This window comes from Primorskyibacter sedentarius, from assembly GCF_004342065.1.
Taxonomy (GTDB): Bacteria; Pseudomonadota; Alphaproteobacteria; order Rhodobacterales; family Rhodobacteraceae; genus Primorskyibacter; species Primorskyibacter sedentarius.
Map to the genome: position 1 here is coordinate 348159 of NZ_SLZU01000002.1, position 25995 is coordinate 374153.

The following is a 25995-nucleotide window of genomic DNA, read 5'->3' on the forward strand; positions in this document are numbered from 1 at the left end:
GAGGGTCGGGTTTTGTCCGGTTTGAACATCAGGGCCAAGGTGGACTTGCAGCATGAATTGGCTGGTTCTAATGATGCGCTAAACTGGCTATATCCTAGTGGCCTTACTGGCCCTATCGGGAAGCCTCTTGCAACTATAGCATCCGCGCGAAAACCGCCGCTGTGCAGCGGCGCCAATCTCTTAAGGAGTCCCAGGATGAAAATGACGGTCGAAGAAGCCTTCGTGAAGGTGCTCCAGCGTCACGGGATTGAAGACGCTTTCGGTATCATCGGATCGGCATTCATGCCGATTTCCGATCTGTTCCCCAAGGCGGGCATCAATTTCTGGGACTGCGCGCATGAAGGTTCTGGCGGGATGATGGCGGATGGCTACACCCGCGCATCCGGCAAGATGTCGATGATGATCGCGCAGAACGGTCCCGGTATCACCAACTTCGTGACGGCGGTGAAAACGGCCTATTGGAACCACACGCCGCTGCTTCTGGTGACGCCGCAGGCCGCCAACAAGACCATCGGTCAGGGGGGCTTTCAGGAAGTCGAACAGATGGCGCTCTTCCGGGATATGGTCGCCTATCAGGAAGAAGTCCGCGATCCGTCCCGCGTGGCAGAGGTGTTGACGCGGGTGATTTCCAAGGCGTGGCAGGCGTCTGCGCCCGCGCAGATCAACATGCCGCGCGATTACTGGACGCAAGTGATCGATATCGAGATTCCGGAGCCGATCAATTTTGAACGGCCCTCCGGGGGGGAGCAATCTGTTGCCGAGGCGGCGGCCCTGCTGGACAGTGCAAAGAACCCGGTGATCCTGAACGGCGCGGGCGTGGTTCTTTCCGATGGCGGCATTGCCGCGTCCATGGAGCTGGCCGAACGGCTGGAGGCACCGGTCTGTGTGGGTTACCAGCACAATGACGCTTTTCCCGGCGGGCACCCGCTCTTTGCCGGGCCGTTGGGCTATAACGGGTCCAAGGCGGCGATGGAGCTGATCCGTGCCGCGGATGTGGTGCTGTGCCTTGGGACACGCTTGAACCCGTTTTCAACATTGCCGGGCTATGGCATGGAATACTGGCCTGCGAATGCCAAGATCATCCAAGTGGACATCAACCCTGACCGGATCGGGCTGACCAAGAAGATCTCGGTCGGTATTGTAGGTGACGCCGCCAAGGTTGCGCGTGGGATCCTGTCGCAACTGTCCGAAACGGCTGGCGATGAAGGCCGCGCGGAACGGAGGAGCAGGATTTCCGAGACGAAATCCAAATGGCAGCAGCAGCTCAGCTCCATGGACCATGAGGATGACGATCCGGGCACGAGCTGGAACGAGCGCGCCCGCGCCGACAAGCCTGACTGGATGAGCCCCCGCATGGCATGGCGTGCGATCCAGAGTGCTTTGCCGCGCGATGCGATCATCTCGTCCGATATCGGCAATAACTGTGCAATCGGCAACGCCTACCCGTCGTTTGACGAACCCCGGAAATACCTCGCACCCGGCCTGTTCGGGCCCTGCGGATACGGTCTGCCAGCTGTGATCGGCGCCAAGATTGCCTGTCCGGATGTGCCGGTCGTTGGGTTCGCAGGCGACGGTGCCTTTGGGATCGCGGTGACAGAGCTGACAGCGATCGGGCGGCCCGAATGGCCCGCCATCACCATGGTCGTGTTCCGCAATTACCAGTGGGGCGCGGAAAAGCGCAACTCGACCCTTTGGTATGATGACAATTTTGTCGGGACAGAGCTGGACGACGGCGTCAGCTATGCCGGTATTGCGCAGGCCTGCGGTTTGCAGGGCGTGCAAGCGCGTACAATGGACGAGCTGCGCGCCGCGCTGGACAAGGCGGTCAAGGACCAGATGAAGGAAGGCAAGACCACCCTGATCGAGGCGCTGATCAACCAAGAGCTGGGCGAACCCTTCCGCCGGGATGCGATGAAGAAACCCGTTGAAGTGGCAGGCATCGACGCTGCGGACATGAAGCGACAGAAGGTCTGATAGACGTCGTGCCCCGGGCTTGACCCGGGGCCTATTGGACAGACGCGCGAGGCCCCGGGTCAAGCCCGGGGCGGGGTCACTTGTCCAACGCGATGGTCACAGCTGTCGCAGCGACGATGTCTGTGGCCGAGGCGCCGCGGCTCAGGTCACAGACCGGGCGTCGGAAGCCTTGCAGATGCGGTCCAAGCGCCTGTGCGCCCGCCAGTTCCTGGCAGAGTTTATATGCGATGTTGCCGGCATCCAGAGAAGGGAAGATCAACACGTTGGCATCACCTCCGTCCACCCCTTTACGTGCCGCGATTGCCGGGTTCAGCGCCGCGTCGCCCTGTATGGGGCCAAGAAAACCCGTCGCATTGGCGGCCGTTCGAACCGTCTCGACGCTGTTTCCAGCGCCGCTGGTTCCGGTCGAGAAGGACAGAAGGGCAACCTTCGCAAATCCCATCAACGCCTGGGCTGACGCGGCAGAGGCGCGCGCGATATCGGCGAGCTCTTCGGCGTCTGGGGCCACATTCGCGCCGCAATCCGCAAAGATGATCTCCCTCCCGTCCGGAAACAGCATCACGAAGAAGGAAGAAGGCGTCGAGACACCCTCTGCAAGGCCGATGCAAATACTGGCGGCCTCGATCACCCGGCGGGTGGGAAATTCGACACCGGCGACCATGGCATCTGCGTCGCCCGCCGCCACCATGGCAGCGGCCCGAAACAGCGGCTTGGCCAGCATGCGCCGGGCAATGGCCTCTTTCATGCCGCGCGCCGCGATCAGGGCTTCGACATGGGCCTCTGTGGGGTCTGCCGGGGCCAGCGGCTCTGCCAGCCCTTCGCGTCGCAGCGTGTCGCACGCCTCTGCCACGCGTGGATCTTCAATCTCGGGGAAGACAACCCGTGCACGGCGCGCCCGCGCCAATTCGAATGCGGTATCAAGGACCGGCATGACACTCCCCCATTTTCAGTTCTGGAGACATTGATGACTGATGACGTAAAGATCAACAGGGGCCTTAAGGGCATCTATTTCGAACGTTCCGGCGTCAGTCTGATCGATGGCGCAAAGGGGGAGTTGCTGTATCGTGGCTACACGATCCACGATCTGGCGGAGCATTCGACCTTTGAAGAGGTGTGCTACCTTCTGATCCATGGCGAATTGCCGACCGCCGATGAATTGGCCGCATTTGATGCAGAGCTGAAAGCCGCGCGTCATCTGCCGTCGCAGGTCCATGACATCATCTTTGCGTGCAAGGACGGCCATCCGATGGACGTGCTGCGGACGGCGGTCTCGGCGCTGGCCGCACTTGAGGACGACAGCCAGACCACCGGCGAGGAGGCTTTCTTGCGCAATGGCATCAGGCTGACCGCACAGGTGCCGATGATCATCGCCGCGCATGAGGCGATCCGCAATGGTCGTGACCCGGTCGCGCCTGACCCGAACCTGTCGCATGCCGCGAACTGGCTTTGGATGCTGAAGGGCGAAAAGCCTTCCGAAGACGCTGCGCGGCTGGCCGATGTGGACCTGATCCTGCATGCCGAACATGGCGCCAATGCAAGCGCCTTTGCTGCCCGTGTCACGGTCGGGACAGAGGCGAACCTGCATGGCGCCATCGTTACGGCGCTTAGCACCCTGGCAGGCCCGGCGCATGGCGGCGCGGCCGAAGATGTCATGAAGATGGTCAAGGAAATCGGCAGCCCCGAAAATGCGGCCGCCTATGTCAAAGCCAAGCGCAGCAACCGCGAGGCCGTGACCGGCTTTGGTCACCGTGTCTATCGCGCCGAGGACCCGCGTGCGCGTCACATGCGCGAAGGCGTGCGCAAACTGGGCGAAGAAATGGGTGCGCCGGAATGGTACGAGATCTTGCAAGGCGTCGTCGAGGCGATGAAGCCCTATGCGCGACACGGGCTGAATGTGAATGTCGATTTCTATTCGGGCGTCATTTACCAACTGCATGGTATCCCGATGGACCTTTACGTGCCGATCTTTGCGATTGGTCGCATGCCGGGATGGATTGTGCAGTGTCTGGAACAGCAGCGCAGCAATATCCTCATCCGTCCGCTGACGCTGTACAACGGCCCGGATGTCAGGCCCTACGTCCCAGTGGGTCAGCGCGGCTAGGCCATGTCGCCCTTGGCACGGAATGCCGAGGGCGCCAAGATTTGCAGCTTCAGGCGCGGCCGGAACTACTTTGTCTTCCAGCTGTCCAGCCAGCGGCGGAACCGGCCACGGCTTTCGGCAACGCGGTCGCCCGCAGCTTCAAAGCTGTCGCCCATGTCTTCCAGCACCGGATCTATCCGCGCGCGGCGGAACCTGCGCCAGCGCACCCAGATCGCCCAGACGAAGGCGAAGAAGATCACCAGAATGATGATGCTGACCCACGGGATGATGGTCACATCCGGCCCATCGACGGGTTTGATGGCGACGGCATTGGGGAAGATCGACAATTGCCTGCTTCGCCATCCGTAATGGGTGATCGATACCCAACGCGGATTGTCGCGCGTTGAAATGGCATCATTCGCCTCGGTATACAGGTTTGCCGTGTCGAACTTGAAATAGGGCGGCCAGCGCCAGCCGGTATCCTCGTTGCGGTACACTGCCGGGTCGCCGTTCGGGCGCACCGCCTGAATGAACTGCACATCGCGGTTCACCAGAGATTCGGCCTGATCATCGGGAACGGACCAGAAGATCCGCGTCCAGTCACCCAGATCCTGCCGTTCTTCGTAGGTGTTCACGATGCGGACGACGTCGTGCTGCGGCAGCGTATAGTGAAAGAAGGCCGCGATCAGCAGCCAGAACGTTCCCCAGAATACCCACTTCACATAGCCCATAACCGGCACTCCCTTCAGTGGTTCACGACATAGATGATCGTCCCGACGATGACCACCGGAATGACATAGACTGCCAGGATCAGCTTGCGCCGCAGCGAGCTGTCATAGTCCTTCAGACCGTCGCGGACAAAACTGTCCTTGTCTCCGGTCATGCCCTCTTCGTGCCATTGGTGTTCAAGCTTGCTGCGGCGGACCGACCGGGAATAAAACGACACACCGATATAGATGGCCGTCAGGATGACAAATCCGATAATCAGAAAACGGGCCAATCCCAGCATGTCTTACCTCCCAACAGCGCCCCAGGGGCCAACTCGTGTCACAATATCGTCGCGCGGCGGCGCGGGTTCTTCCATGGGCGCGTCACGATGCCCGAACAGCGCATCCCGCGCGCCTGCCTTGTCCACCTGATACTCGCGATCAAGGAAATCGACAACGTAGGACTTCTTGGTGTCGGTCCAGCTGGCGTAAAGCCTGTAGAACAGCTGCTTGTGACAGATGAAAAGCTGGCGGATGTCCATCGGGGCAAGCTCTGCCAACAGCATGTTCACAAGGTCCCGGTCGGCGTGGTCGGCGGCGCGCAATGTCAGGAAATAGGCCGGATGCTGGGAACTGATGCGCGGCCAGTCGCCAAGCCCCTCGGCCCAGGAGGCCAGCGCGTTCAGCCCGTGCCATTCCTCGGGCAGACGGGAGGCATGGCTGCGCGCAAGTATGCGGATGTCGCGCCGCGTGGCGCCGGTCAGGTCCATGCCTGCGTCTTGCGCCGCATCCACCACGATGAAGTCCATCTTCTGGCGCAGGATCGCTGCGGCGTCGATGCCACGCGCCTTGGTGATCGGCTCTACCAACCCGTTGAGGTCCAGGAATTTCGCGATGCGGTTCCGCTCTGACATATCAAAGACGTATTTGATCGGCACATCGCCCAGCTGCGTCTTGTCGCCCGCGCAAATCGCCGCCGGATGCTCCACACCGCGAAAGATGTAGACACCGCCGAAATGGGCTGTCCAGAAATTGTCTTGCTGAAACTCCATATCCTTCAGCCGGACGGGGTTGCGCACAACATCGCCCGTACGTTTCGCAACACCGATCATTTCGGCGATCAGCACGTCATCGAACCAGGCGTCCTGTTCGGTCTTGAACCGGTTCACCATCTGCGCCAGCCGTTCAGCGTCATGCACAGTGCCTTTTGTCGTGTCCGCCTCGATCCGGATCTTGCGAATGTCGAACAGGCGGCGCGGGTCCTCGACGTCATGGACAGAGTTCACCAGCTCGCCGCCCACCGCGTCGCGGGCGCATAGCGCAAAAAGCTGCGCCTCGTTTTCCTCGATGAATTGCCGCAGGATGCCGCGACAGGTCGAGAATTTTGCGTTGAGCAGGGGTGCGGTCTTTTGCGAGGTGCTCAGCAGGATGAACTGCCGGTTCACCCCGTTGTGGTTGAGGTAGAGATGGTCGCCAAGCTCGTCGCCCACCTCGGGCGAATAGCCCGAAATGTCGATGTGAAAATCCGCCAGCGCGGTCTTCTTGCCGGTCAGATGCACCAGCGCGCGATTGTAGCGCTCTACCAGCGCGGGCGAGTCGACATGGATCAGGTTACCGAACATCAGCCCCTTTTCGATCAGGCGTTTCATGGCGGTCTCCTGTTGGGCGGGGCCCTGACCCGCGCTGCCCCTGTTCGGACAATGACGCAGCAACACTAAGGCTTTGGCGGCGCACTTGCCAAGGTTGGTTCAGATGTGGGCACTGATGGTCAGTGACCCAAGAGGGAACGGGCGATTTTGACGATATTAGACACTGATAACCCGAAATGATCGTATAGCACCTCTGCACTGGCCGAGGCGCCGAACCCATCCATGCCGATAAAGCGGTCGCCGGGACGCAGCCAGCGGTCCCATCCGAAACGCACCGCAGCCTCGATGGCGATCCGCGGGGCCTTGCCCAGCACTTGTCTCTGATAGCGTTCTTCCTGTTCGGCGAACAATTCCCAGCATGGCATCGACACGACTGCGGCGTGATGGCCCATCTGCGCCAGCCTTTGCTGCGCTTCGACGGCAAGGCCGACCTCTGTGCCGGTGGCGATCAATGTCAGGTCCCGGGCCGCGTTCCTGTCGCCAAGGACATAGGCACCACGCCGGGTGAGGTTTTCGGCGACATTGAGCCTGACCTGCGCGGCGGGCTGCTTTGACAGTGCCAGAAGGCTGGGCCCGTCCCGGCGCTCCATCGCGATTTGCCACGCTTCGGCAGTCTCTACCGCGCCGGAGGGGCGAAAGACCCGCATATTGGGCATCGCGCGAAAACTGGCGAGGATCTCTACCGGCTGGTGCGTCGGCCCGTTCGATCCCACACCGATGCTGTCATGGCTGAACACAAAGAGCGCGGGCAGCCCCATCAGCGCGGCCATCCGCATCGCCGCCCGTTCGTAATCGGCGAAGGCGAGGTAGGTGACGTTGATGGGGCGCAGCCCGCCATGTGCCGCGATCCCGCAGGTCATCGCGCCCATCAGATGCTCTCGCACCCCGCAATGCACATAGCTGCCGCTCCGGTCGCGGGATGTGAAGGCTGTCCGGCTCCGCTTGTGATTGGTCGGCGCTTCCAGATCGGCGCAAAGCACGAGTGTTTCGGGCAGGTCGGTCGCCAGCGCGTCGCAGACATCGCCCGAGGACTGGATCGTCGCGCGCGGGGTGGTGCTGCCTGCGGCGTGGCTGGCAAGCCGCGCTTCGGTGGTTGCCCAGATGCCTGGCAATATCCCGCTTTGCCAGCGGCGAAACCGCTCTGCCTTGGGGTGGTTTGCAAGCCTGTCCTGCCAGGATGCATGTCGGGCGGCCCCCTGAGCCATCGCGGCGGACCAGTCGGCGCGAATTGGGGCGGGCACGTCAAAAGCAGGGTGACCCCAGCCAAGCGCGGCGCGCATTGCGGCCGAATCTTCTGGCGTCAGGGGGGCGGAATGGCCGCCGCGTTGACCCTCCAGCCGGGGAATGCCGCGCGCGATCACGGTTCTGCAGGCAATCAGTGACGGGCGCGGATCGTTGGTGGCCGCGGCCATCGCCTCGTCCAGTGCTGTGATGTCATGCCCGTCCACCTTTTGCACATGCCAGTTGGCGGCGCGAAACCGTGCGGGGACATCCTCGCTGATCGACAAGGCGGTATCGCCGTCATCCGTTATGTGGTTGTCGTCCCAAAGGAAGGTCAGCTTGCCCAGATGCAGATGCCCGGCGAGCGAGATCGCCTCCTGTCCCATACCCTCTTGCAGACAGCCGTCACCGACAAAGGCCCAGGTGCGGTGATCCACCAGTTCGGTGCCGAATTCGGCGGCCAGCCGCGCCTCTGCCACGGCCATGCCGACGGCGCATGCAATACCCTGTCCCAGCAGGCCGGTGGTGATCTCGATCCCGGCGTCCTGTTCAATCTCCGGGTGGCCGGCGCAGACCGCCCTCAATTGGCGAAAGGAGCGGAGCGCATCGATGCCGACATGCGAGTAGCCTGACAGGTGCAGCAGCGCGTATAGCAGCATCGAGCCATGCCCGTTCGACAGGACCACCCGGTCGCGATCCGGCCAGAGCGGATCGTCCGGGTCCACTTTCAGGTGGCGGGCGTAGAGCGTGGCGGCAATCTCTGCCATGCCGAGCGGGACGCCCTGATGCCCTTCGCCCGCGTTCAGAATGCTGTCGAGGGCGAGAAAGCGGATGGCATGTGCCATGGGTTGAATGTCGGGCATGGGCCGTCCTCTCGTCAGTGGCGCGTGGCGTTGTCGGTGACAAGCCTAGCGGGTCCCGCAGTCCATTGCTGAAAAGTTTATATGATAAGAATTGCCAGCAACACCGTATTAACGCAGCCTGACGCCTGCTAGACATCTGAAGAAGATTTCGATCTGTGGGAGGATCCAATGACCCAGCAAGACCGGCCCGGCGTGCTGTCAAACACGTCGCTGGAGCGGCGCGCGTGGAATATCCGCCGCAAGGCGCTGTTGATGGGCGAAGTGCAGGGGCAGGGCTATATCGGGCAGGCGCTTGGCGTGGCCGATGTTCTGGCGACCTCCTATTTTCACGCGATGCGCTACCGTGCGGATGATCCCGAATGGGAAGGGCGCGACCGTTTCTACCTGTCGATCGGGCATTACGCCATCGCGCTTTACTCGGCCCTGGTGGAGGCGGGGATCCTGCCGGAGGATGAACTGGAAACCTACGGTATGGATGACAGCCGGATGCCGATGTCCGGCATGGCCTCTTACACGCCGGGGATGGAGATCACGGGCGGGTCGCTGGGCCAGGGGCTGGGCATCGCGGTTGGGGCCGCACTGGGGTTGAAGCGCAAGAAGAACCCGGCCTTTGTCTACAACCTGATGTCGGATGGCGAACTGGGCGAAGGGTCGACATGGGAGGCGGTGATGTCTGCCGTGCAGTGGAAGCTTGATAACCTGATCTGCATCGTGGATTTCAACAACCAGCAGGCCGACGGGCCAACCCGTGATGCGCTGGCCGTGGGGCCCGAGGCGCCGAAATGGGCCGCGTTCGGCTGGCACGCGCAACAGGTGGATGGCAATGATCTGGAGGCGCTTGTGGCCGCGTTCGATACCGCACGCGCTTTGCCAGAGCCAAAGCCGCGCGTCATCATCTGCAACACCACCATGTGCAAGGGCGTGGACTTTCTGGAGGCGCGCGAGATCACCCATTTCGTGCGGGTGGAGCCCGGCGAATGGGCGCAGGCGCTGGAAAAACTGGAAGAGGGGAAGCCGCAATGACCCTCGATTCAATGAAACGCAAATACGAACCGCGAAAGGTGGCGGATCAGAAGGTTGCGACCTCTGCCATGATCGCCTCGCTCGCTGCCGAAGGGTACGATACGGTTTCGGCGCCGTTCGGGCATGCTTTGATAGAGGCCGCGCGTGGCGACGACCGCATTGTCGGGCTGTCCGCGGATCTTTCGAAATACACTGACCTGCATGTGTTTGCAGAGGCTGCGCCGGACCGGTTCTACCAGATGGGCATGGCAGAGCAGTTGTTGATGTCGGCGGCGTCAGGCATGGCGCGCGAAGGGTTCATCCCGTTTGCCACGACATATGCCGTCTTCGCGTCGCGCCGTGCCTATGACTTCATTGCCATGGCGATTGCCGAGGAGAACCTGCCGGTCAAGATCGTCTGCGCGCTGCCCGGACTGACCACCGGTTACGGCCCCAGCCATCAGGCCACAGAGGATCTGGCGATCTTTCGCGGGTTGCCCAACATGACCATCATCGACCCTTGCGATGCCTGCGACGTGGCCGGAATGGTGCCTGAAATGGTCGCGCATCATGGCCCGGTCTATGCAAGGTTATTGCGCGGCAAGGTGCCGTCGGTTCTGACACGCTACAAGCCCGATTACCGGTTTCAGCTGGGGCGCGCGCAGATGATCCGGGAGGGCGCGGATGTGCTGGTGATCTCGTCGGGCATCATGACGATGCGCGCGCTGGATGCCGCAGAGGCGTTGGCCGCAGAAAAGATCGACGTGGCTGTGCTTCATGTACCGACGATCAAGCCTCTGGACTTGGACACCATACTGGCCGAGGCGGGCAAAGGCGGGAGGCTGGTCGTGACGGCCGAAAACCACACCGTGAATGGCGGGCTGGGCGAAGCCGTGGCCCGCCAGCTTCTGGTCGCTGGTGTCGCCCCGCAGTTCCGCATGATCGGGTTGCCAGATGAATTTCTTGAGGCGGGGGCGCTGCCGACCCTGCATGACATGTACGGGTTGTCGACGGCCAAGGTTGCTGAGCAAATCAAGGGCTGGCTTTAGAGGACAGAGGTGCCCGGTCAGGCCGGGCAAGGGTTTCGCATAATGGAGGGGGAGGCGCATATGGGCCTGCTGGACGGGAAGACTGCGATCATCACCGGGGCTGCCAGCCCACGTGGCCTTGGCAAGGCGACGGCGAGGCTTTTTGCGGAACATGACGCGCGCGTTGCCATCGTCGATCTGGATGCAGATCAGGCGGGTTCTGCTGCGGATGACCTGCCGGGCTCGGGCCATATCGGGTTGGCAGGAGACGTCACCGACAGGGATGCTTGCGATGCGGTGGCCAAGGCGGTGCTTGAGGCATTCGGGCGGATCGACATTCTGGTGAACAATGCGGGGATCACCCAGCCGCTGAAACTGATGGAAATCACGCCCGAGAATTACGACGCCGTTACGGACGTGTCCTTGCGTGGCACACTTTACATGAGCCAGGCTGTGATCCCGCAGATGCGCGCGCAGAAATCCGGCAGCATCGTGAACCTGTCGTCAGTCTCTGCGCAGCGCGGGGGCGGGATCTTTGGCGGACCACATTATTCTGCCGCGAAGGCCGGCGTGCTGGGGTTGACCAAGGCGATGGCGCGCGAACTGGCCCCGGATGGCATCAGGTCCAACGCGATCTGCCCCGGCTTCATTGCCACCGATATCACCGCGGGCAAGCTGACGCCCGAGATGAAGGCGCAGGTTCTGGCCGGTATCCCCATGGGCCGCGCGGGCGAGGCATCGGACGTGGCCGGCTGCGCGCTTTTTCTGGCCTCGGACCTGTCGGCCTATGTCACCGGGTCAGAGGTGGACGTGAATGGCGGGTCGCTGATCCACTAGCGTCCGGTTGCCTACCTGCCGTCCAGATACCGCCGCTTGGCCTCTTCCTGACGGAAAAGGTCGCGCACCATTTCTTCGATCGCGGCCTCGTCTGATTTGTCAGCGTAGCGGAATTCACTATCGGCGTAGCGGTTGATCTCCTGGATGACCATTTCGACGGTGATCGGGCGGCGCAGATCCTCGATCATGGCGCGTTTGGCGTCATAGGGTTTGAAGAGGAACAGATCAGGGTTTTCCATCCATTCGTCGGGCAGTTCGAAATCCATCGCGCGGACTTTGACAGCGTCCGTGATGTTCTTGATGGCCCGTCCGGTGAACCGCTCATCCGCCTGCTGAATCGCCTTGAGATAGATGCCAAGCTTGGCAATCGTATCCAGCGCGCCGACCTGCGAATGCACCTGATCGAAGACCCGCATCAGACCGTCCTCGTGTGGACGGGCATGAGATTCGAATGACGCCGCAACAGCGCGTTTGATTTCCTGCGCGGCGTAAAGCTCATGGTCGCCCAGCGGGATATCGTGGTTCTTGCCCATCAGCAGGGCGAGGATATCGACATAGTCCTCTCGCGTTTGCGGCCCGTCGACGAGGAAACGCGCACCCGCCCGTTGGCGGAGCGCATCATCCACATTCTCGGGATAGTTGGAGAACATCCCGAAAGTGCAGTTGCCGCGCACGACCGTATTGGCACCGGCAAAGCTCTCCATCAGAACGGCGGTGATCTCCAACTGTCCGGCGCTGGATTGCCGGTCGCCGCGCTTGCCTGCCAGCTGGTCGATATCGTCGATCGTGCCAAATCCGATGGCCGTCGGGTCGATGATATTGTTGATGAAGGCCTTCGCGTTCTGGCCGGATTTGCCCTGATAGCTGTCGATATTCTCGGTGCTGAGGTTCTGATAGCGGAAGGGATAGCCCGCGTTCTGGCAATAGTCATGCACCAGCCCGGCCATCATCTGAATGAGTGTCGTTTTGCCCGTGCCTGGTTTGCCATCGCCCATGAAGGTGAAGATGAAGCCGCCCAGTTCGGCGAACGGGTTCAGCCGCCTGTCAAAGTCATAGGCCATGAGCATCTTGGCCAGCCGCATCGCCTGATACTTGGCGATATGGTTGCCGACGACCTCGTTGGGTTTCTTGAACTGCATCGTCAGCGTGGTGGATTTCGCGCGGGTCGCGGGGGTAAAGCCGCGAATGGTGAAATCGTCGGCCTCTACCCGCCAGGTGGCACCGGTGAAGGCGGCCGTGCGGGTGGCGGTCTGTGCGCGCAGGCCAAGCTTTTCCATCAGTTGCTCGGCCACGGCGGCGACGGTGGCCACGAGATGCGCGTCGTCACTGGCCTGGGCCGCGATGTCCTGATCCATCTCCCACAGCGCGCCGTGCAGGGTAAGCTGCGCATTGTCGGTCAGGATTTCCTCGACCTCGCCCACCTCTGCCGTGACCTCCGTCCCATGGGGGCCAAGCAGAAAGGCCAGCGCATTGGCGAAGACATGGCCAACGGTCAGCGCCTCTGCCTGTAGCAGCTCTGCGAAGTCTGTTTTGCGCGCGGCGGGCAGGGATCCTTGCAGATTGGCGCGTTTCAGGTCGCCCAGACCGGTTGCCTCCGAAAAGGCCTCGCCCATCGCCAGGGCAATCGCCAGCGCGCGGCGCAGGGCGTTCATCACCGTCGCCTGCAAGGGCGAGATCAGCGCGTCATCCGCCGCTGCGCCTTCGATCCGGGCAAGCAGATGTACCCCCTCGGGCCGCGCGGTAGACCGCGTCACGAGCCCCGGTGTGGTCGTGCGGAACCGCCGCCGCGTGCCGATCCCGCTGGAGCGTTCCTGCGCAGGCGCCTCGGCCCCCTTGCCGATACGAGGCGTGTGATCAAACCCCTCCAGCATCGCGGTCGCGGCGGGATAATGTTTACGGATATCCGCTTCGCGCAGTTCCATCTGATCGGATGTGAGGCTCATTCCAAACCCTCTTTCTTGTTTGTACCGCTGACTATCCCCGTCACACGACAGGATACCCGCACCAATATTTCTCGCCTTTATCTTCCGGAATAAGGGTGCCTTTCCACGTGATCACAGGCCAAGCTGCGTCCAAGTGCCCGACGAACCACCTTGCCTCAGATCTGGCCCTGCCATCGGTACAGAGAATTGCGGCTTCTTGCGAAGTGTATGGAAGATAGGGCGCAACTTTTTCAAAGCAGACCAGCTTGGGCTGCGACATTTTCATCCAATCAGGCATATCGGATGCACAGGGGAACCTATAGCCAAAGAATCCTGTTTCACTTGTCGCCCCGTCAGATGAAATTCTTTCACCTTCAAGGTCTTGCAAGCGCATATAGGTCCAGCCTTGTGACAGTAGTTGACTTCTGACCTCTTCGAACTCGTATTCGTCCTCAAATAGCCTTGAGGCGTCACGCCGGGCTTGCTCCACGAAATGTGGCGTCGAATGCTGGTAGGCGATAACGATCAGCGCAAAGGCACAAGCCACCGCAAGACATCCAAGAAGCATCGCTTTGGTTGGGCGTCGCGTCCACATCTCAGTTGTAACTCAGCACCCGGCCACCCGGTGACACCACGAATTTGCGGACGCTGGCAAAGCCGGGCGGGTTCTTTTCGCTGAGCACCTGAAACGGGCGTTCGGGCAGGATGATGGCGCGTTCCATGCGGGTGGCGCCGGTTTCCACGCCGCGACCAGAGAAGGGATCGAGCGCAAAGACCTCGCGTTCCACTTTGCCGAACCAGCCTGCGCGCTCTTCAATCACCCGTTCGCTTTCCAGCGTTTCTTCTGTCCACGCCAGCGCCCAGTCCTGACCTGCAGGGGCATGCGCCTCGGCCAGAACGTCATGCAGCGGGCCGGATTGTTTGGTGTAGGCGTTCGAATACATCGGGCCGACATGGAAGCGGCGCAGGCGTTTGGGGTGCAGATCGTCAAAGCTTTCGTCAAAGCCTTTGGCGATGGTCAGCAGTTTCAACCCGCCAAGCGCCTGCCCCATCAGATGGGCCTGCACTTCGGGCCAGCGCTGCTGGTCGCGGGGCAGCGCCTCTCGCCCTGTATCCTCGACCTCCATCAGGTAGATCGTGGGCAGGTTGACCTGGCTGTCGTAAACCGCCCAATGCACCATGTAGCGCCGCCGGGGCTGGGCGCCGGAAAGCCATTGCGCGACTGGGTCGTTCTGTGCCCAGAACAGCTTTCCCTGTCGCAATTCCTCGTAGTAAAGACGTTGCGACAGGGCGAATTGCAGCTTGGTCGGGATCGCCTGTTCGCCGATGATCTGGCTGACCATGCGGTCCTTGAACGCGTCGACCAAGGGCGTGTTGGTCAGGTGCCGGTCGGCCTGTTGTGCATCATTGGCCATGACCAGCAGTTCGTTGAACACCGGAAAGCCGCTCTCATGCGTGTCCATCGCGAGCGAGCCGAAGAACTGCCCGGTGTCGCGGCCGACCAGCAGGTATTTCATTGAAAGCGCCCTGAAGGTGTAGGCGATGGAGCGGACATAGCGGGTCAGCACCTCGACCTCGCCCTTGTTCAGCGTGCCATCGGCCTGCATGACCGCCGCCACCCGACCCAGATGGTTGGTGATCGCCTCGAATTTGGCGAAATACCGACGGCTGGCGAATGTGTCGGTCAACCCTGAATGATCGCGCTTTTGTTCCGGCATAGTTCTTCGCCTAGTCCCAATATTTACTCGCACCCCAGAAGCCATCAGTTTCGTTCAGGAAAACGATGTCGGCACGCTGTGGATCGCTTTTGCTATACAGACGGTATGCCAGATACGGCCCACCAAAGAAAATTGTCACTGTTCCCAAAACCCAGACACACAAACCCATAACACTCGTTGGGCTGAGCCAGGCAGCGCAGGCAACGACCACCCAGCGCCCCCAAATGACTGCGTCGATCCAGAACGGGTAGGTAACACTTTCCCTCGTTTTCAATTCCGAAGAATTCTGTTCTTCAATCATCGCGGCGTCGTTTCTCATTTGTTGAGACTCCGACAAGCGCTCGCAAAGGTTTCGGCAATGGTTGCGTCAAATTATCAGCTCCGCTCTGAGCCCAATGATAAACCCACCCCAACGCGAGTATCGTTTCTACAATAAAATAGGCAAACCCAACCACAAACGTAATGAGAAGCAGTCCGCCAAACCCATACATCAGAACTGGATTTCTGATATCGAAGTCCATCGAAAGAAGAAAAGTATTACCTGCGCAGAGCAGACAGACCGTAAAATAGATCACCACTCTGTTCATCGCATCACGACCCGTACAGGTTCTTGTCGTGCTTCTCGACGATCTGCGAGAAACGGCGGGCGAAGCGTTCGTCGGCCTTGGCTTTGGCCTCCAGCACGTCGCGGGCAAAGACCATGTGTTCTTCATGCGCTTCCAGCATGTCGGCCATCCGGTTGTTCGTCGCCGTACCGATCGCGGCCATGGAGGCCTGCGCTTCCTTATCCGTCTCCACCCCGATCTCATTGATACGGTGGGCAACGTCCTGCTGCTGCGCGGTTTTCAGCGACTTGGTCAGCGCGTCATACAGCACGACCCGTTGCTTGGTGTCCGTCTCCAGCTTATTGATCAGCACCATCTGCGTCGCCGCCTGGTTTTGAAGGCTGTCGATCCAGGTCTTGCCCTTTTCGATATAGCGCTCCAGCGTCTGGGATTTCGCCAGCTTCACCTGTTCGAGCTGCACCAGCTCGTTATAGGCCTTGTTCAGATCGGCCAGCTCTGTTTCCAGCTTGGTGCGGGCGGCGGCGTCCTGTTCGACGCTGATCTTGTTTTCGACCTCGATGATCTTCGGGTCCATCGCCAGAATCTCGGCCTTGACGTCTTCCAGCTCGCCGACGGTAAACTCGCGCTCGTCCAGCGTTTCGGTCAGGTTGGTTTCCACCTTTTCCTTCTGTTCATTCAGCACCGCCAACTGGCCTTGCAGCAGCTGCGTGATGACATCGGATTTGCCGATCAGATCCTGCAGCTTGTCATCGATAGAGGCCGTCTTCATCCGTTCCTGACGCATCGAATCCGACTTGCCCTTGGAGAAGATGCCGACAAAGCTCTCCCACCCGGTTTTTGACCGCATCTGGTCGAAATCCTTGGAAAAGGCGGCGGTCACGTCATCCAGACCCATGATGAGTTCCGCGATATTCGCGTTCATCACATCGGTATGGGCGTGGACGTCATCCAGCGTCGCGTTCTCAATATCGATCATCGCGTCGTCACCGGACTTGATCTTGGCGCGCGCGGTCTCAATCCGGCTCGTCAATTCCGAGATTTTGGCCTGCGCCCCTGCCACCTGTTCCTGGGATTTCCGTACCTGCGCGTCAAAGTCAGCCATCAATTCCTCCTGCAAAACTCGTCATGGGGATGATATGGAGAGTGTTAATCCCATTTACATCCAATCTTCGTGAACTTTGCATGACTGTGGCAAACCTGCCCCAAATTGAAAAGGGCCGCGTGCACAACGACGCGGCCCTTGGGGCAGAAACCTGAGAACCAGTTCAGCCGACGATGTTGAAACCCGGACCGTAAGGATAGCCGGTGATATTTTCGTTGCCGTCCTCGGTGATGATCAGGATGTCATGTTCACGGTAGCCGCCCGCGCCGGGTTGGCCCTCGGGGATGGTCAGCATCGGTTCCATGCTGATGACCATGCCCGGCTCCAGCACGGTGTCGATATCTTCGCGCAGCTCCAACCCGGCCTCGCGACCGTAGTAATGCGACAGCACACCAAATGAATGGCCGTAGCCAAAGGTGCGATATTGCAGCAGATCGCGCTCTGCGAAGAAGGCGTTAACCTTCTCGGTCACCTCGGCGCAGGACATGCCGGGTTTCAACTGGGCCATGCCATATTCATGCGCGGCGACATTGGCCTCCCAGATTTTTAGGCTTGCGGGGTCAGCTTCGCCCACGAACAGGGTGCGTTCCAGCGCGGTGTAATAGCCAGAGATCATCGGGAAGGTGTTGAGCGACAGGATATCGCCGCGTTGCAGGGCTCGCCCCGTGACAGGGTTATGCGCCCCGTCTGTATTCAGCCCGGATTGGAACCAGACCCAGGTGTCGCGATATTCGGCATCCGGGAAGGCGCGGGCAATCTCGGCCTCCATCGCGTCGCGCCCGGCCATGGCCACGTCGATCTCGCGTGTGCCTTCACGGATCGCATCGCGGATGGCATAGCCGCCCACATCCGCGATCCGCGCGCCTTCGCGAATCAGCGCAATTTCGGACGGGGATTTGTGCATCCGCTGGCGCATGGTAGCGGGGGCGATGTCGATCTTTCGCGTAGGGGTCAGAAATTCTTCTAACAGGGCAAATTGCGCCAGGCTGATGTGATCAGCCTCATAGCCTATGGCCTTACCCGGTCCGGTCACCGACAGGATCGCACGCCAGTAGTTGTTCCGCTTCCAGTCGGTATAGGTGATGTTGTCGCCGTGGCAGCGCCGCCACGGCTGGCCCGCGTCGATCCCGGCGCTGATCGTGACGCTTTCGGTGGCGGTGACCACCAGTCCGTAGGGCCGACCGAAGGCGCAATACAGAAAGCCCGAGTAATATGCGATGTTGTGCATCGAGGTGAAGACGCAGGCCTCCACCCCCTCACGCGCCATGATGGTGCGCAGCCCGGCAAGCCGCGCGTCATATTCGGCAGGTGCAAAGGGCAGTGTGGCCTTGTCGCCATTGTGAAAGCGGGAAAAATCAGGACGTTCCATGGGGTGACCCTCCAAAAGACTGCCGCGCTGGCGGGAGGAGGGGACACCCAACCTCGCCGCGCGAACGGCAAAGAAAGGTCCCGGCGTTCAGGACGAAAAAATCGGGCGCGTGCGGTTGTCACGCTGGCGACGCCATCGCCATGCCTTGCGCCAGATAAGGCCCCCGGTAGAAGTCTGGCAAGAGGTTTTTCAATCCGCCAGAAGGGCGCGGGTCAGCGCGCTTTGCGGGTCTTCCAGCCCGTCGATCACATCGAAATGGTGGCGGTCCGGGTCCAGCACCAGATTTGCCTGCCATGCATCCGCCAATGCGGTCGCCTGCTCGATAAAGACCGGCCGTTCGTCTGCCCCAACCCAGACCGTGACCGGTGCTTTGGGCGGGCTGGCGAGGAGCGGGCTTTCAAGCTCTGCCTCGGCGGCGTCCAGCGCCAGCGCCTCATTCATGCGGGTGTGCCGCAATGGCCTGAGATCGGCTACCGGAGAGATCGGCAGGATTCTGACGACACGGCTGGCCACAGGGTCTGGCAGGACCCCGGTGACGCCCATCCGGCACACCTGCTGCCCGCCGGCCGAATGGCCGACCAGCCGGATCGGACCTGCAATTTCGCGCGCAGCAAGTGTGATCGCATGCGCGATCTGCCCCGTGATGTCCGCGATATGCACCTGCGGACACAGATCGTATGACGGCATCGCAACCGTCCAGCCTTGCGCACAAGGCCCCGCCGCAAGATGCGACCAGCTGAACCGGTCAAACCGCAGCCAATAGCCGCCATGCACGAATACCACCAAGCCCTTGGAGTCTCCGTCCGGAAGAAAGATGTCCATTTCCTGCCGTGGGCTGTCGCCATAGGCGATGCCAAGCCGCGCGCGGTGGGTCTCTGCCATCTTGTCGCGGAAAGCCCCGGCCTTTTTGACCCAAAGCGGGGGATAAGTGTCTGCCCGCGGGATATGGGCTGCGTTTGCAAATGCGTCGTCGAGATCCATATGATCCTCCGGGAGGGCAGCGCTGGACAACGAGCCTAGCACATGATCTGCCTCGCTCATAACCTCTCGATAGGAGCGCAACATGCTGGACCAGACGACAAACCTCAAGAACTTGCTCAAGGACCCGGGTCTGCTTGAAACGCGTGGCTATGTCGGCGGCGCGTGGGTGGAGGGTGACAAGGGCACTTTCGACGTCACCAACCCCGCCCGTGGGGATGTGATTGCGCAAGTCTCTGATCTGAGCCGCGAGCAGGCAGCCGAGGCAATCGCCAAGGCCGAGGTCGCGCAAAAGGAATGGGCGCAGTGGACCGGCAAGGAGCGCGCCGGGGTGATGCGCAAATGGTTTGACCTGATGATGCAGCATCAGGACGACCTTGGCACGATCCTGACCGCCGAACAGGGCAAACCGCTGGCAGAGGCCAAGGGCGAGATCGCTTATGGGGCGTCCTTCATCGAATTTTTTGGCGAGGAGGCAAAGCGTGTCTACGGCGAGATGATTCCGGGCCACCAACGCGACAAACGCCTGATGGTGATCAAGCAGCCGATCGGCGTGGCAGCCTCGATCACCCCGTGGAACTTTCCCAACGCTATGATCACCCGCAAGGCCGGTCCGGCGCTGGCGGCTGGTTGCGCCTTTGTTGCCCGTCCCGCGACAGAAACACCGCTGTCGGCCATCGCCCTGGCCGTTCTGGCAGAGCGTGCAGGTATGCCTGCGGGGGTCTTCTCTGTCGTGCCATCCTCAAGCGCGTCGGAGATCGGCAAGGAATTCTGCGAAAACCCCGGCGTCCGCAAACTGACCTTCACCGGCTCTACCGAGGTGGGGCGCATCCTGCTGAGACAGGCGGCCGATCAGGTCATGAAATGCTCGATGGAGCTGGGCGGAAACGCGCCTTTCATCGTCTTTGACGACGCCGATCTGGATGCCGCCGTCGAGGGCGCAATCATGTGCAAGTTCCGTAACAACGGCCAGACGTGTGTTTGTGCGAACCGGATCTACGTGCAGGACGGTGTGTATGACGCTTTCGCCGAAAAGCTGCGCGCGCGCGTTGCGGCGATGAAGGTCGGCGACGGGCTGGAAGACGGGACCGACCTTGGCCCGCTGATCAACCACGACGCAATCGACAAGGTGCAGGAACATATTGCCGATGCCAAAGCCAAAGGGGGCGAGGTGATCCAGGGCGGCGAGGCGGACGCGACGAACGGCAATTTCTTCGGCCCGACCATCATCACCGGCGCGACCCGCGACATGGCCTTTGCGACAGAAGAAACCTTTGGACCGCTGGCGCCTCTGTTCCGCTTTGACGACGAGGACGAGGTGATCGCCATGGCGAATGACACGATCTTCGGGCTTGCCTCGTATTTCTACGCCAAGGATTTGAGCCGCGTTTACAAAGTGGCCGAAGCGCTGGAATACGGCATCGTCGGCGTGAACACCGGTATCATCTCGACAGAGGTGGCGCCCTTTGGCGGCGTCAAGCAATCCGGTCTGGGCCGGGAAGGCAGCCATCACGGCATCGAGGATTACCTCGAGATGAAATATGTCTGCCTTTCGATCTAGACCATAGGGGCCATAGGGCGCTTGCCCGAAACCTGTCTGCTGCCGGTCAAGCGGCGGCAGGCACCCCTGCGCCGTGACACGCGGCTCGTGCGGACCTCAGATGTCAGGCGAAATCTTTCAATGCTTCGGGGTCACTGCCCAGCAGGGACGGAATTTCCTTGGCAAGCAGATCAAAGACCAGCCGGACGCGTCGGCTGGTCTGGAGTTCACGATGCGCGACGAGCCAGACGGGAAAGCGGATCGGCTCTTCATTCGGCAGAACCCGGGCAAGGCCGGGGTCCCGGTCGCCCAGATGGCATGGCCCGATACCGATGCCCAAGCCGTGCCGCGCCATTTGCCAGTGAACCAGATGATTTTCGGTCTGGATCGCGAAGTTACGGCGTGACAGCTCGTACCCGCCCGCATTCAACCCGTCTATCAACTGATCAAGGTTTTCCAACCCGATGAAATCCGCCTCGCGCAGGTCATCTGGCGTCTGGGGCTGGCCCATCTGTTCCAGAAAGTCGGGGGTGGCATAAAGCGCGGCGCGATCTTCTGCTACCAGTTTGCCGATCAGTTCAGGCTGCGTCGGGCGCGCGTTTCGGATCGCGATATCAGCCTCGCGGCGTTTGAGGTCCCGGACCGTGTTGCTGGCCACGACCTCAATATCGATCCCCGGTGCGATGTCGCGCAGCTGGGCCAGTATGGGTGGCAAGAGATAGGCGGAGTAGATTTCAGAGGCGGTGATGCTGATCTGACCATCGACCGTATCGGACTGGCCGGTCGCCGCCATCGACACACGACCTGCCGCCTCGCCCATTGCGCGGACATGCTCTACCAGATCGAGGCCCGCGGTTGTCAGCTCCAGCCCGCGCGGCACGCGTTCGAACAGGGTGACACCCAGTTCTTCCTCCAGCGCGGTGACCTGACGACCAAGCGTCGGTTGCGCCATCCCAAGAGCACGCGCAGCGGCCGACAATGAGCCTTCTTCCGCCGTCACCAGAAAGGCGCGGGCGCGGTTCCAGTCGAAGCTCACATTCCGCCAATCCATGCAATCATGCATAGCATCCCTGCTTTTCTGGTCAATTCACGCGGTTCTTTCGCATGGTTAATGTCATAGCCAATCGAAGATTAACCTTAGGTGAATAAAATGAAGGCAATTGTTTATGATCGTTACGGGCCTGCCGATGTCCTGCGGATGGCCGTCCTGCCAACACCGCAGCCTGGCAAGGCAGAGGTGCTGGTCCGGGTCACGGCCAGTAGTGTCACCACAGCGGATTGGCGCCTGCGCGCGGCCGCCTTTCCGGGAGTTCTGGCGGTTCCGGGCCGTTTGATGTTCGGGTTGTTTGGTCCACGTAATAATGTGCTGGGCGGCGTCTTTGCCGGGCAGGTTCAGGAGGTCCGGGACGATGTCACGGCGTTTCGACCCGGTGACCGGGTGTTCGGCGTGTCCGGGGGCGGGGCGCATGCCGAATATCTGACCATTTCACAGGACGCCACGATCATCCACACGCCCGATCGTGTCAGCGACGCAGAGGCCGCGGCGCTTCCCTTCGGCGCGCTCTCCGCGCTTGTCTTCCTGCGGGATTTTGCAAAGCTGAAGCCGGGTCAGTCCGTGCTGATCGTCGGTGCGTCCGGCGGCGTGGGCAGCTACGCCGTGCAGATCGCCAAACGGATGGGTGCGCAGGTCACGGGCGTCGCGAGCGCCGTGAACCACCCGTTGTTGACCGAGCTTGGGGCGGACAAGGTGGTTGATTATCACCGCACGGATTTCACCAAGGCCAATTCTGCCTATGACGTGGTGTTTGACACGGTCGGCGCGACGAATTTCCGGCGGATTCGGAGTGCTTTGAAGCCCGAAGGCCTGTTCATCCCCCTGAATTTCGGGATGCGCGAGGTCTGGCAGGCATTGTGGTCCGGAATGCGTGGCGGTAAGCGCATCCGGATCGGGGTGAGTGGCGACACGCGCCCGGATCTTGAACAACTGGTGGCGTGGCTGAAGGACGGCACATTACGTCCCGTGGTCGACAGCATTCATCCGATGGACAACGCCCGCGAAGCGCACCGCGCGGTCGAAACCCGGCACAGCAGGGGGACGGTTGTCTTGCAGATCGCCGAACCGATGTCCGGGACCGTCAGCGGCGCGGCCTGAATTCGGCCTAGAAAGAAGGCCCGGCGCGATTATACGGGCCGGGCCTTGATCGGGGTCGCAGACATTTCAAACCGGGGCCGGGGAAAGGACTCCCACCCGGCTGTCGGTCCAAGGTCAGTTGACGGACTGGGCGTCCACCACGTCTTTCTCAATCGCCTTGGTTTCGCGCGAAATCTCGATCCGGCGCGGTTTCAGCGCTTCGGGGATCTCGCGCTGCAGGTCGATATGCAGCATCCCGTTCGCATGGCTTGCGCCAACAACCCGAACGTGGTCAGCCAATGTAAAGCGACGCTCGAAGGCGCGGGTCGCGATGCCGCGATGCAGGTAGTTGCGCTCTTCGTCCTCGTCGTTCTTGCGGGCCGACACGACAAGCGCCTGTTCCTTCACCTCGACGGAAAGGTCGTCGTCGCTGAACCCGGCGACCGCAATCGAGATGCGATAGGCGTCGTCAGCTGTTTTTTCGATGTTATACGGCGGGTAGGCGGACTGGCTGACATCATTGGCCAGAACACGGTCCATTAGGTCGGCAATCTGGTCGAATCCGACGGTTGCACGATACAGGGGTGCAAGATCAAAGCTTCGCATGGTCATCCTCCATTGAGCGATACCTGAGGTGGCCTTCCCATTCGGGACAGACCAAGTTTGTGCCGGAACCTGATGATCAGCGTTTCGGCAAAGCAATAATTGGGAAAGGCCGCGCGCGTTTTCAAGCCCTTCGGTATGGGACGGCGCATCGGCTCACGAGCTGGTGATCGGCGGTCTGGTCGGGGGCCGCGTTTGGCAAAGGTCAGGCCGCGCGCATTACCTTCACCCTGTCGTGTCGATGCGCGACCACGAGGCGCGCGGCGTGACCGTGATGCAATCTGGCAAGGGGGTTTTTCTGACCGATGTGGACGGCAACGAATTGCTGGACGGGTTCGCAGGGCTTGGTGTGTCAACGCAGGCTATGGCCATGACAGCGTGGTCGAGGCCGCAGCCGAGCAGATGAAGAGGTTGCCCTATGCCACGGGTTTCTTCCATTTCGGCAGCGAACCGGCCATCGAACTGGCCGCAAAGGAGGCGAAGGTTGCGGCCCGTCTGGCCAAGGCAGGCTACGTGAACGGCCTGCTGTCCCGCGCCTTTGGCGATGACGCGATTGGCCTCGCCCCGCCGATTTGCATCACGAAAGATGAGGTCGATCTGCTGATCTCACGGCTCCGCGCGACGATTGACGCGCTTGGCGACCTTCAGGGGTAATGGGTGGAACACTCCAACCTCAAGGCTTTGACTTACGGTAGGCGGGTTGGCCTGTTCGCCCCAAATGCTGGCATGGCGGCGGGCCACAGGTCACCGAGCTGAACGGCCATTATTTGTGCAAAGCCGTCCCGCCCGCACTGAGGCAATTTGTAATAGTTGCGGCCGCGCGAATGGCGTGTATCGGATTGGGTATGGACATAAACCTGTCAGGCCGCCTTGTGGTTGCGAGGCTCGAAGAGGTGACCGCGCAGCTTTCGGCAGGGGCGGCGGCGCCCGAGGTGACTTTTGACCTCACCGCGGTCGAGGCGCTGGACACGGCGGGCGCGTGGCTGCTGATCGAGACGCAGCACCAGTTTCAGGCGCGTGGCGGCCAATGCGAGATTGTCGGGGCATCGCACGCGCAGGCTGAACTTCTGGAAGTGGTCCGCAACAGCATTCCGGAAAAGCTCGACAAGGCGAAACCCCGACACGGGTTTTATGACTGGCTGGACCACGTCGGGCAAAAGACATGGCGCGCAATCAGCGGGCTTGTCGAGATCCTGGGCTTTCTGGGCGCGGTCATTGCGCGGCTGGGCTATGTGGCGCTCCATCCGCGTCGGCTGCGGCTGACTTCGCTTGTCCATCACATGCAGGAAATCGGGCTCAACGCGATCCCGATCGTGTCGCTGATGGCCTTCCTGATCGGGGTGGTAATGGCCTTTCAGGGCGCGGTGCAGCTGCGCCAGTTCGGGGCAGAGGTCTTTGTCGTCGACCTGATCGCGATCTCTGTCTTGCGCGAATTGGGCATCCTGTTGACCGCCATCATTGTCGCGGGCCGGTCGGGTGCGGCCTTTACGGCGGCCATCGGCTCCATGAAGATGCGCGAGGAGATCGACGCGATGCAGACCTTGGGCCTCGACCCGATTGAAGTGCTTGTCCTGCCGCGTGTGCTGGCCCTGATCTTCGTGCTGCCGCTTTTGGGTTTTGTCGCGGATATCGTGGGGCTTGTGGGCGGTGGCCTGATGTCCTGGATCGAGCTGGGCGTCTCTCCGGGCATGTTCCAGACGCGCCTCTACGAGTCCGTGGACGTCTGGCACTATCTTGTCGGCCTCATCAAGGCTCCGTTCTTTGCCGTCATCATCGGCATTGTCGGCTGTTACGAGGGCATGAAGGTCGGGGGGGACGCGGAGTCCCTGGGGCGGCTGACATCCACCTCTGTCGTGCTGTCGATCTTCCTTGTGATCGTGGCGGATGCCATGTTCTCGATCTTCTTCGCCATCGTGGGGGTCTGAGCGGCATGGCGCGCGAGCCGATCATCAAGGTCCGCAACTTGCGCTCGCAATTCGGCGATCACGTTGTCCATGATGCGCTGGATCTGGACGTTTACGGTGGCGAGGTGCTGGGCGTGGTTGGCGGGTCAGGGACGGGCAAATCCGTGCTGCTGCGCTCTATCGTCGGACTGATCCAGCCGAAAGAGGGCAGCGTCAGCGTCTTCGGGACGGACATGCTGCGCGCCTCCGAAGACGCCCGCCAAAGGATCGAGCAGCGCTGGGGTGTCATGTTTCAGGACGGGGCGCTGTTTTCTTCGCTTACCGTGCGCGAAAATGTCGAAGTGCCGATGCGAGAGCAGACGGACCTGCCCGCCGACACAAGGCGCGCCCTTGCCGAACTGAAGATCTCGATGGTGGGTCTTCCGCCGAATGCCTGTGACAAATACCCCAGTGAACTGTCGGGCGGCATGCGCAAGCGTGCGGGGCTGGCGCGGGCGCTGGCTCTGGATCCCGAAATCCTGTTTCTGGATGAACCCACGGCCGGGCTAGACCCGATCGGCGCTGCTGCTTTCGACGTGCTGATCAAGAAATTGCAGACGACGATGGGGCTGACCGTCTTCATGGTGACCCATGATCTGGACAGTCTGCATGCGATCTGTGACCGTATTGCCGTTCTGGCGGAAAAAAAGGTCTTCGTGACGGGGACCATGCAAGACATGTTGAAGGTGGATCACCCTTGGGTGCATGAGTATTTCCACGGCCCCAGAGCGCGGGCCGCCGGGTTCGGGACGGAAGGCTGAG

The 25995-nt window shown here is 61.2% G+C and carries 25 protein-coding genes; 11 read left to right on the forward strand and 14 right to left on the reverse strand.

Going from position 1 to position 25995, the window contains the following annotated elements; genetic code table 11:
• Positions 1 to 195 precede the first annotated feature (195 nt).
• Positions 196 to 1974 (forward strand): sulfoacetaldehyde acetyltransferase, encoded by a 1779-nt coding sequence (gene xsc, locus EDD52_RS05485; RefSeq protein ID WP_132242641.1) that lies wholly within the window; start codon positions 196 to 198, stop codon positions 1972 to 1974.
• 76 nt (positions 1975 to 2050) lie between these two features.
• Here xsc and EDD52_RS05490 read toward each other — a convergent pair whose 3' ends face one another.
• A complete protein-coding gene (locus EDD52_RS05490) occupies positions 2051 to 2905 on the reverse strand; it encodes a phosphate acyltransferase (protein ID WP_132242643.1) in 855 nt (284 codons plus the stop codon).
• Positions 2906 to 2938: 33 nt separating this feature from the next.
• Here EDD52_RS05490 and EDD52_RS05495 point away from each other — a divergent pair, with 33 nt between their 5' ends.
• The gene (locus EDD52_RS05495) at positions 2939 to 4075 is read left to right on the forward strand and encodes a citrate synthase (RefSeq protein WP_132242645.1); all 1137 of its coding nucleotides are present in this window, start codon (positions 2939 to 2941) and stop codon (positions 4073 to 4075) included.
• Positions 4076 to 4140: 65 nt separating this feature from the next.
• Here EDD52_RS05495 and EDD52_RS05500 read toward each other — a convergent pair whose 3' ends face one another.
• From EDD52_RS05500 to EDD52_RS05515, 4 genes are all read right to left on the reverse strand, one after another.
• Positions 4141 to 4785, reverse strand: coding sequence for a DUF1523 family protein (locus EDD52_RS05500; protein ID WP_132242647.1), 645 nt, complete (start codon positions 4783 to 4785; stop codon positions 4141 to 4143).
• Between the two features lie 14 nt (positions 4786 to 4799).
• Positions 4800 to 5063 (reverse strand): hypothetical protein, encoded by a 264-nt coding sequence (locus EDD52_RS05505; protein WP_132242648.1) that lies wholly within the window; start codon positions 5061 to 5063, stop codon positions 4800 to 4802.
• A 3-nt stretch (positions 5064 to 5066) separates the two neighbouring features.
• Complete coding sequence (locus EDD52_RS05510; RefSeq protein WP_132242650.1) at positions 5067 to 6410, reverse strand: DUF6638 family protein; 1344 nt, start codon at positions 6408 to 6410, stop codon at positions 5067 to 5069.
• A 119-nt stretch (positions 6411 to 6529) separates the two neighbouring features.
• The gene (locus tag EDD52_RS05515) at positions 6530 to 8494 is read right to left on the reverse strand and encodes a transketolase family protein (RefSeq protein ID WP_132242652.1); all 1965 of its coding nucleotides are present in this window, start codon (positions 8492 to 8494) and stop codon (positions 6530 to 6532) included.
• 168 nt (positions 8495 to 8662) lie between these two features.
• Between EDD52_RS05515 and EDD52_RS05520 the strand changes: the two genes are divergently transcribed.
• Genes EDD52_RS05520 through EDD52_RS05530 form a run of 3 tightly spaced genes read left to right on the forward strand, consistent with a single transcriptional unit; the run spans position 8663 to position 11361 of the window.
• Positions 8663 to 9517 (forward strand): transketolase, encoded by an 855-nt coding sequence (locus EDD52_RS05520; protein ID WP_132242654.1) that lies wholly within the window; start codon positions 8663 to 8665, stop codon positions 9515 to 9517.
• On the forward strand, positions 9514 to 10545 hold the full coding sequence (locus EDD52_RS05525; protein ID WP_132242656.1) for a transketolase family protein: 1032 nt from the start codon (positions 9514 to 9516) through the stop codon (positions 10543 to 10545). The genes EDD52_RS05520 and EDD52_RS05525 overlap by 4 nt, the downstream gene beginning before the upstream one ends.
• 60 nt (positions 10546 to 10605) lie before the next feature.
• The gene (locus EDD52_RS05530) at positions 10606 to 11361 is read left to right on the forward strand and encodes an SDR family NAD(P)-dependent oxidoreductase (protein WP_132242658.1); all 756 of its coding nucleotides are present in this window, start codon (positions 10606 to 10608) and stop codon (positions 11359 to 11361) included.
• An 11-nt stretch (positions 11362 to 11372) separates the two neighbouring features.
• On the opposite strand, the gene EDD52_RS05535 is transcribed toward EDD52_RS05530, so the two are convergent.
• The 7 genes from EDD52_RS05535 to EDD52_RS05565 form a co-directional block, all read right to left on the reverse strand.
• Positions 11373 to 13304, reverse strand: coding sequence for an AAA family ATPase (locus EDD52_RS05535; RefSeq protein ID WP_132242660.1), 1932 nt, complete (start codon positions 13302 to 13304; stop codon positions 11373 to 11375).
• 40 nt (positions 13305 to 13344) lie between these two features.
• Complete coding sequence (locus EDD52_RS05540) at positions 13345 to 13830, reverse strand: hypothetical protein (RefSeq protein ID WP_165907464.1); 486 nt, start codon at positions 13828 to 13830, stop codon at positions 13345 to 13347.
• A 49-nt stretch (positions 13831 to 13879) separates the two neighbouring features.
• Entirely contained in the window at positions 13880 to 15001 is a 1122-nt protein-coding gene (locus EDD52_RS05545; protein ID WP_132242664.1) for a hypothetical protein, read from the reverse strand.
• A 10-nt stretch (positions 15002 to 15011) separates the two neighbouring features.
• A complete protein-coding gene (locus tag EDD52_RS05550) occupies positions 15012 to 15320 on the reverse strand; it encodes a hypothetical protein (protein ID WP_132242666.1) in 309 nt (102 codons plus the stop codon).
• Positions 15321 to 15592: 272 nt separating this feature from the next.
• The gene (locus EDD52_RS05555) at positions 15593 to 16669 is read right to left on the reverse strand and encodes a hypothetical protein (protein ID WP_132242668.1); all 1077 of its coding nucleotides are present in this window, start codon (positions 16667 to 16669) and stop codon (positions 15593 to 15595) included.
• Between the two features lie 163 nt (positions 16670 to 16832).
• Entirely contained in the window at positions 16833 to 18038 is a 1206-nt protein-coding gene (locus tag EDD52_RS05560) for an aminopeptidase P family protein (RefSeq protein ID WP_132242670.1), read from the reverse strand.
• Between the two features lie 189 nt (positions 18039 to 18227).
• The gene (locus EDD52_RS05565; protein WP_132242672.1) at positions 18228 to 19019 is read right to left on the reverse strand and encodes an alpha/beta hydrolase; all 792 of its coding nucleotides are present in this window, start codon (positions 19017 to 19019) and stop codon (positions 18228 to 18230) included.
• 82 nt (positions 19020 to 19101) lie between these two features.
• On the opposite strand from EDD52_RS05565, the gene EDD52_RS05570 reads away from it, so the two are divergent.
• On the forward strand, positions 19102 to 20577 hold the full coding sequence (locus EDD52_RS05570) for an NAD-dependent succinate-semialdehyde dehydrogenase (protein WP_132242674.1): 1476 nt from the start codon (positions 19102 to 19104) through the stop codon (positions 20575 to 20577).
• A 103-nt stretch (positions 20578 to 20680) separates the two neighbouring features.
• On the opposite strand, the gene EDD52_RS05575 is transcribed toward EDD52_RS05570, so the two are convergent.
• Positions 20681 to 21607: a LysR family transcriptional regulator gene (locus EDD52_RS05575; RefSeq protein WP_207905972.1), complete on the reverse strand. Its 927-nt coding sequence runs from the start codon at positions 21605 to 21607 to the stop codon at positions 20681 to 20683.
• 99 nt (positions 21608 to 21706) lie between these two features.
• On the opposite strand from EDD52_RS05575, the gene EDD52_RS05580 reads away from it, so the two are divergent.
• The gene (locus EDD52_RS05580; RefSeq protein ID WP_132242678.1) at positions 21707 to 22708 is read left to right on the forward strand and encodes an NAD(P)-dependent alcohol dehydrogenase; all 1002 of its coding nucleotides are present in this window, start codon (positions 21707 to 21709) and stop codon (positions 22706 to 22708) included.
• A gap of 114 nt (positions 22709 to 22822) precedes the next feature.
• Here the strand turns inward: EDD52_RS05580 and EDD52_RS05585 are convergent, their stop codons facing one another.
• A complete protein-coding gene (locus tag EDD52_RS05585) occupies positions 22823 to 23293 on the reverse strand; it encodes an Hsp20 family protein (RefSeq protein ID WP_132242680.1) in 471 nt (156 codons plus the stop codon).
• Positions 23294 to 23456: 163 nt separating this feature from the next.
• Here EDD52_RS05585 and EDD52_RS05590 point away from each other — a divergent pair, with 163 nt between their 5' ends.
• The 4 genes from EDD52_RS05590 (at position 23457) to EDD52_RS05600 (ending at position 25994) form a co-directional block, all read left to right on the forward strand.
• Positions 23457 to 23696 carry a hypothetical protein gene (locus EDD52_RS05590; RefSeq protein ID WP_207905973.1) on the forward strand — a complete coding sequence of 80 codons (240 nt, stop codon included), beginning with the start codon at positions 23457 to 23459 and terminating at the stop codon, positions 23694 to 23696.
• Positions 23693 to 23944, forward strand: coding sequence for a hypothetical protein (locus tag EDD52_RS23805; protein WP_207905974.1), 252 nt, complete (start codon positions 23693 to 23695; stop codon positions 23942 to 23944). Before EDD52_RS05590 ends, EDD52_RS23805 begins: the two co-directional genes overlap by 4 nt.
• A gap of 191 nt (positions 23945 to 24135) precedes the next feature.
• The gene (locus tag EDD52_RS05595) at positions 24136 to 25215 is read left to right on the forward strand and encodes an ABC transporter permease (protein ID WP_132242682.1); all 1080 of its coding nucleotides are present in this window, start codon (positions 24136 to 24138) and stop codon (positions 25213 to 25215) included.
• A 5-nt stretch (positions 25216 to 25220) separates the two neighbouring features.
• Positions 25221 to 25994 carry an ABC transporter ATP-binding protein gene (locus EDD52_RS05600; RefSeq protein ID WP_132242684.1) on the forward strand — a complete coding sequence of 258 codons (774 nt, stop codon included), beginning with the start codon at positions 25221 to 25223 and terminating at the stop codon, positions 25992 to 25994.
• The last annotated feature ends 1 nt before the right edge of the window (position 25995 follow it).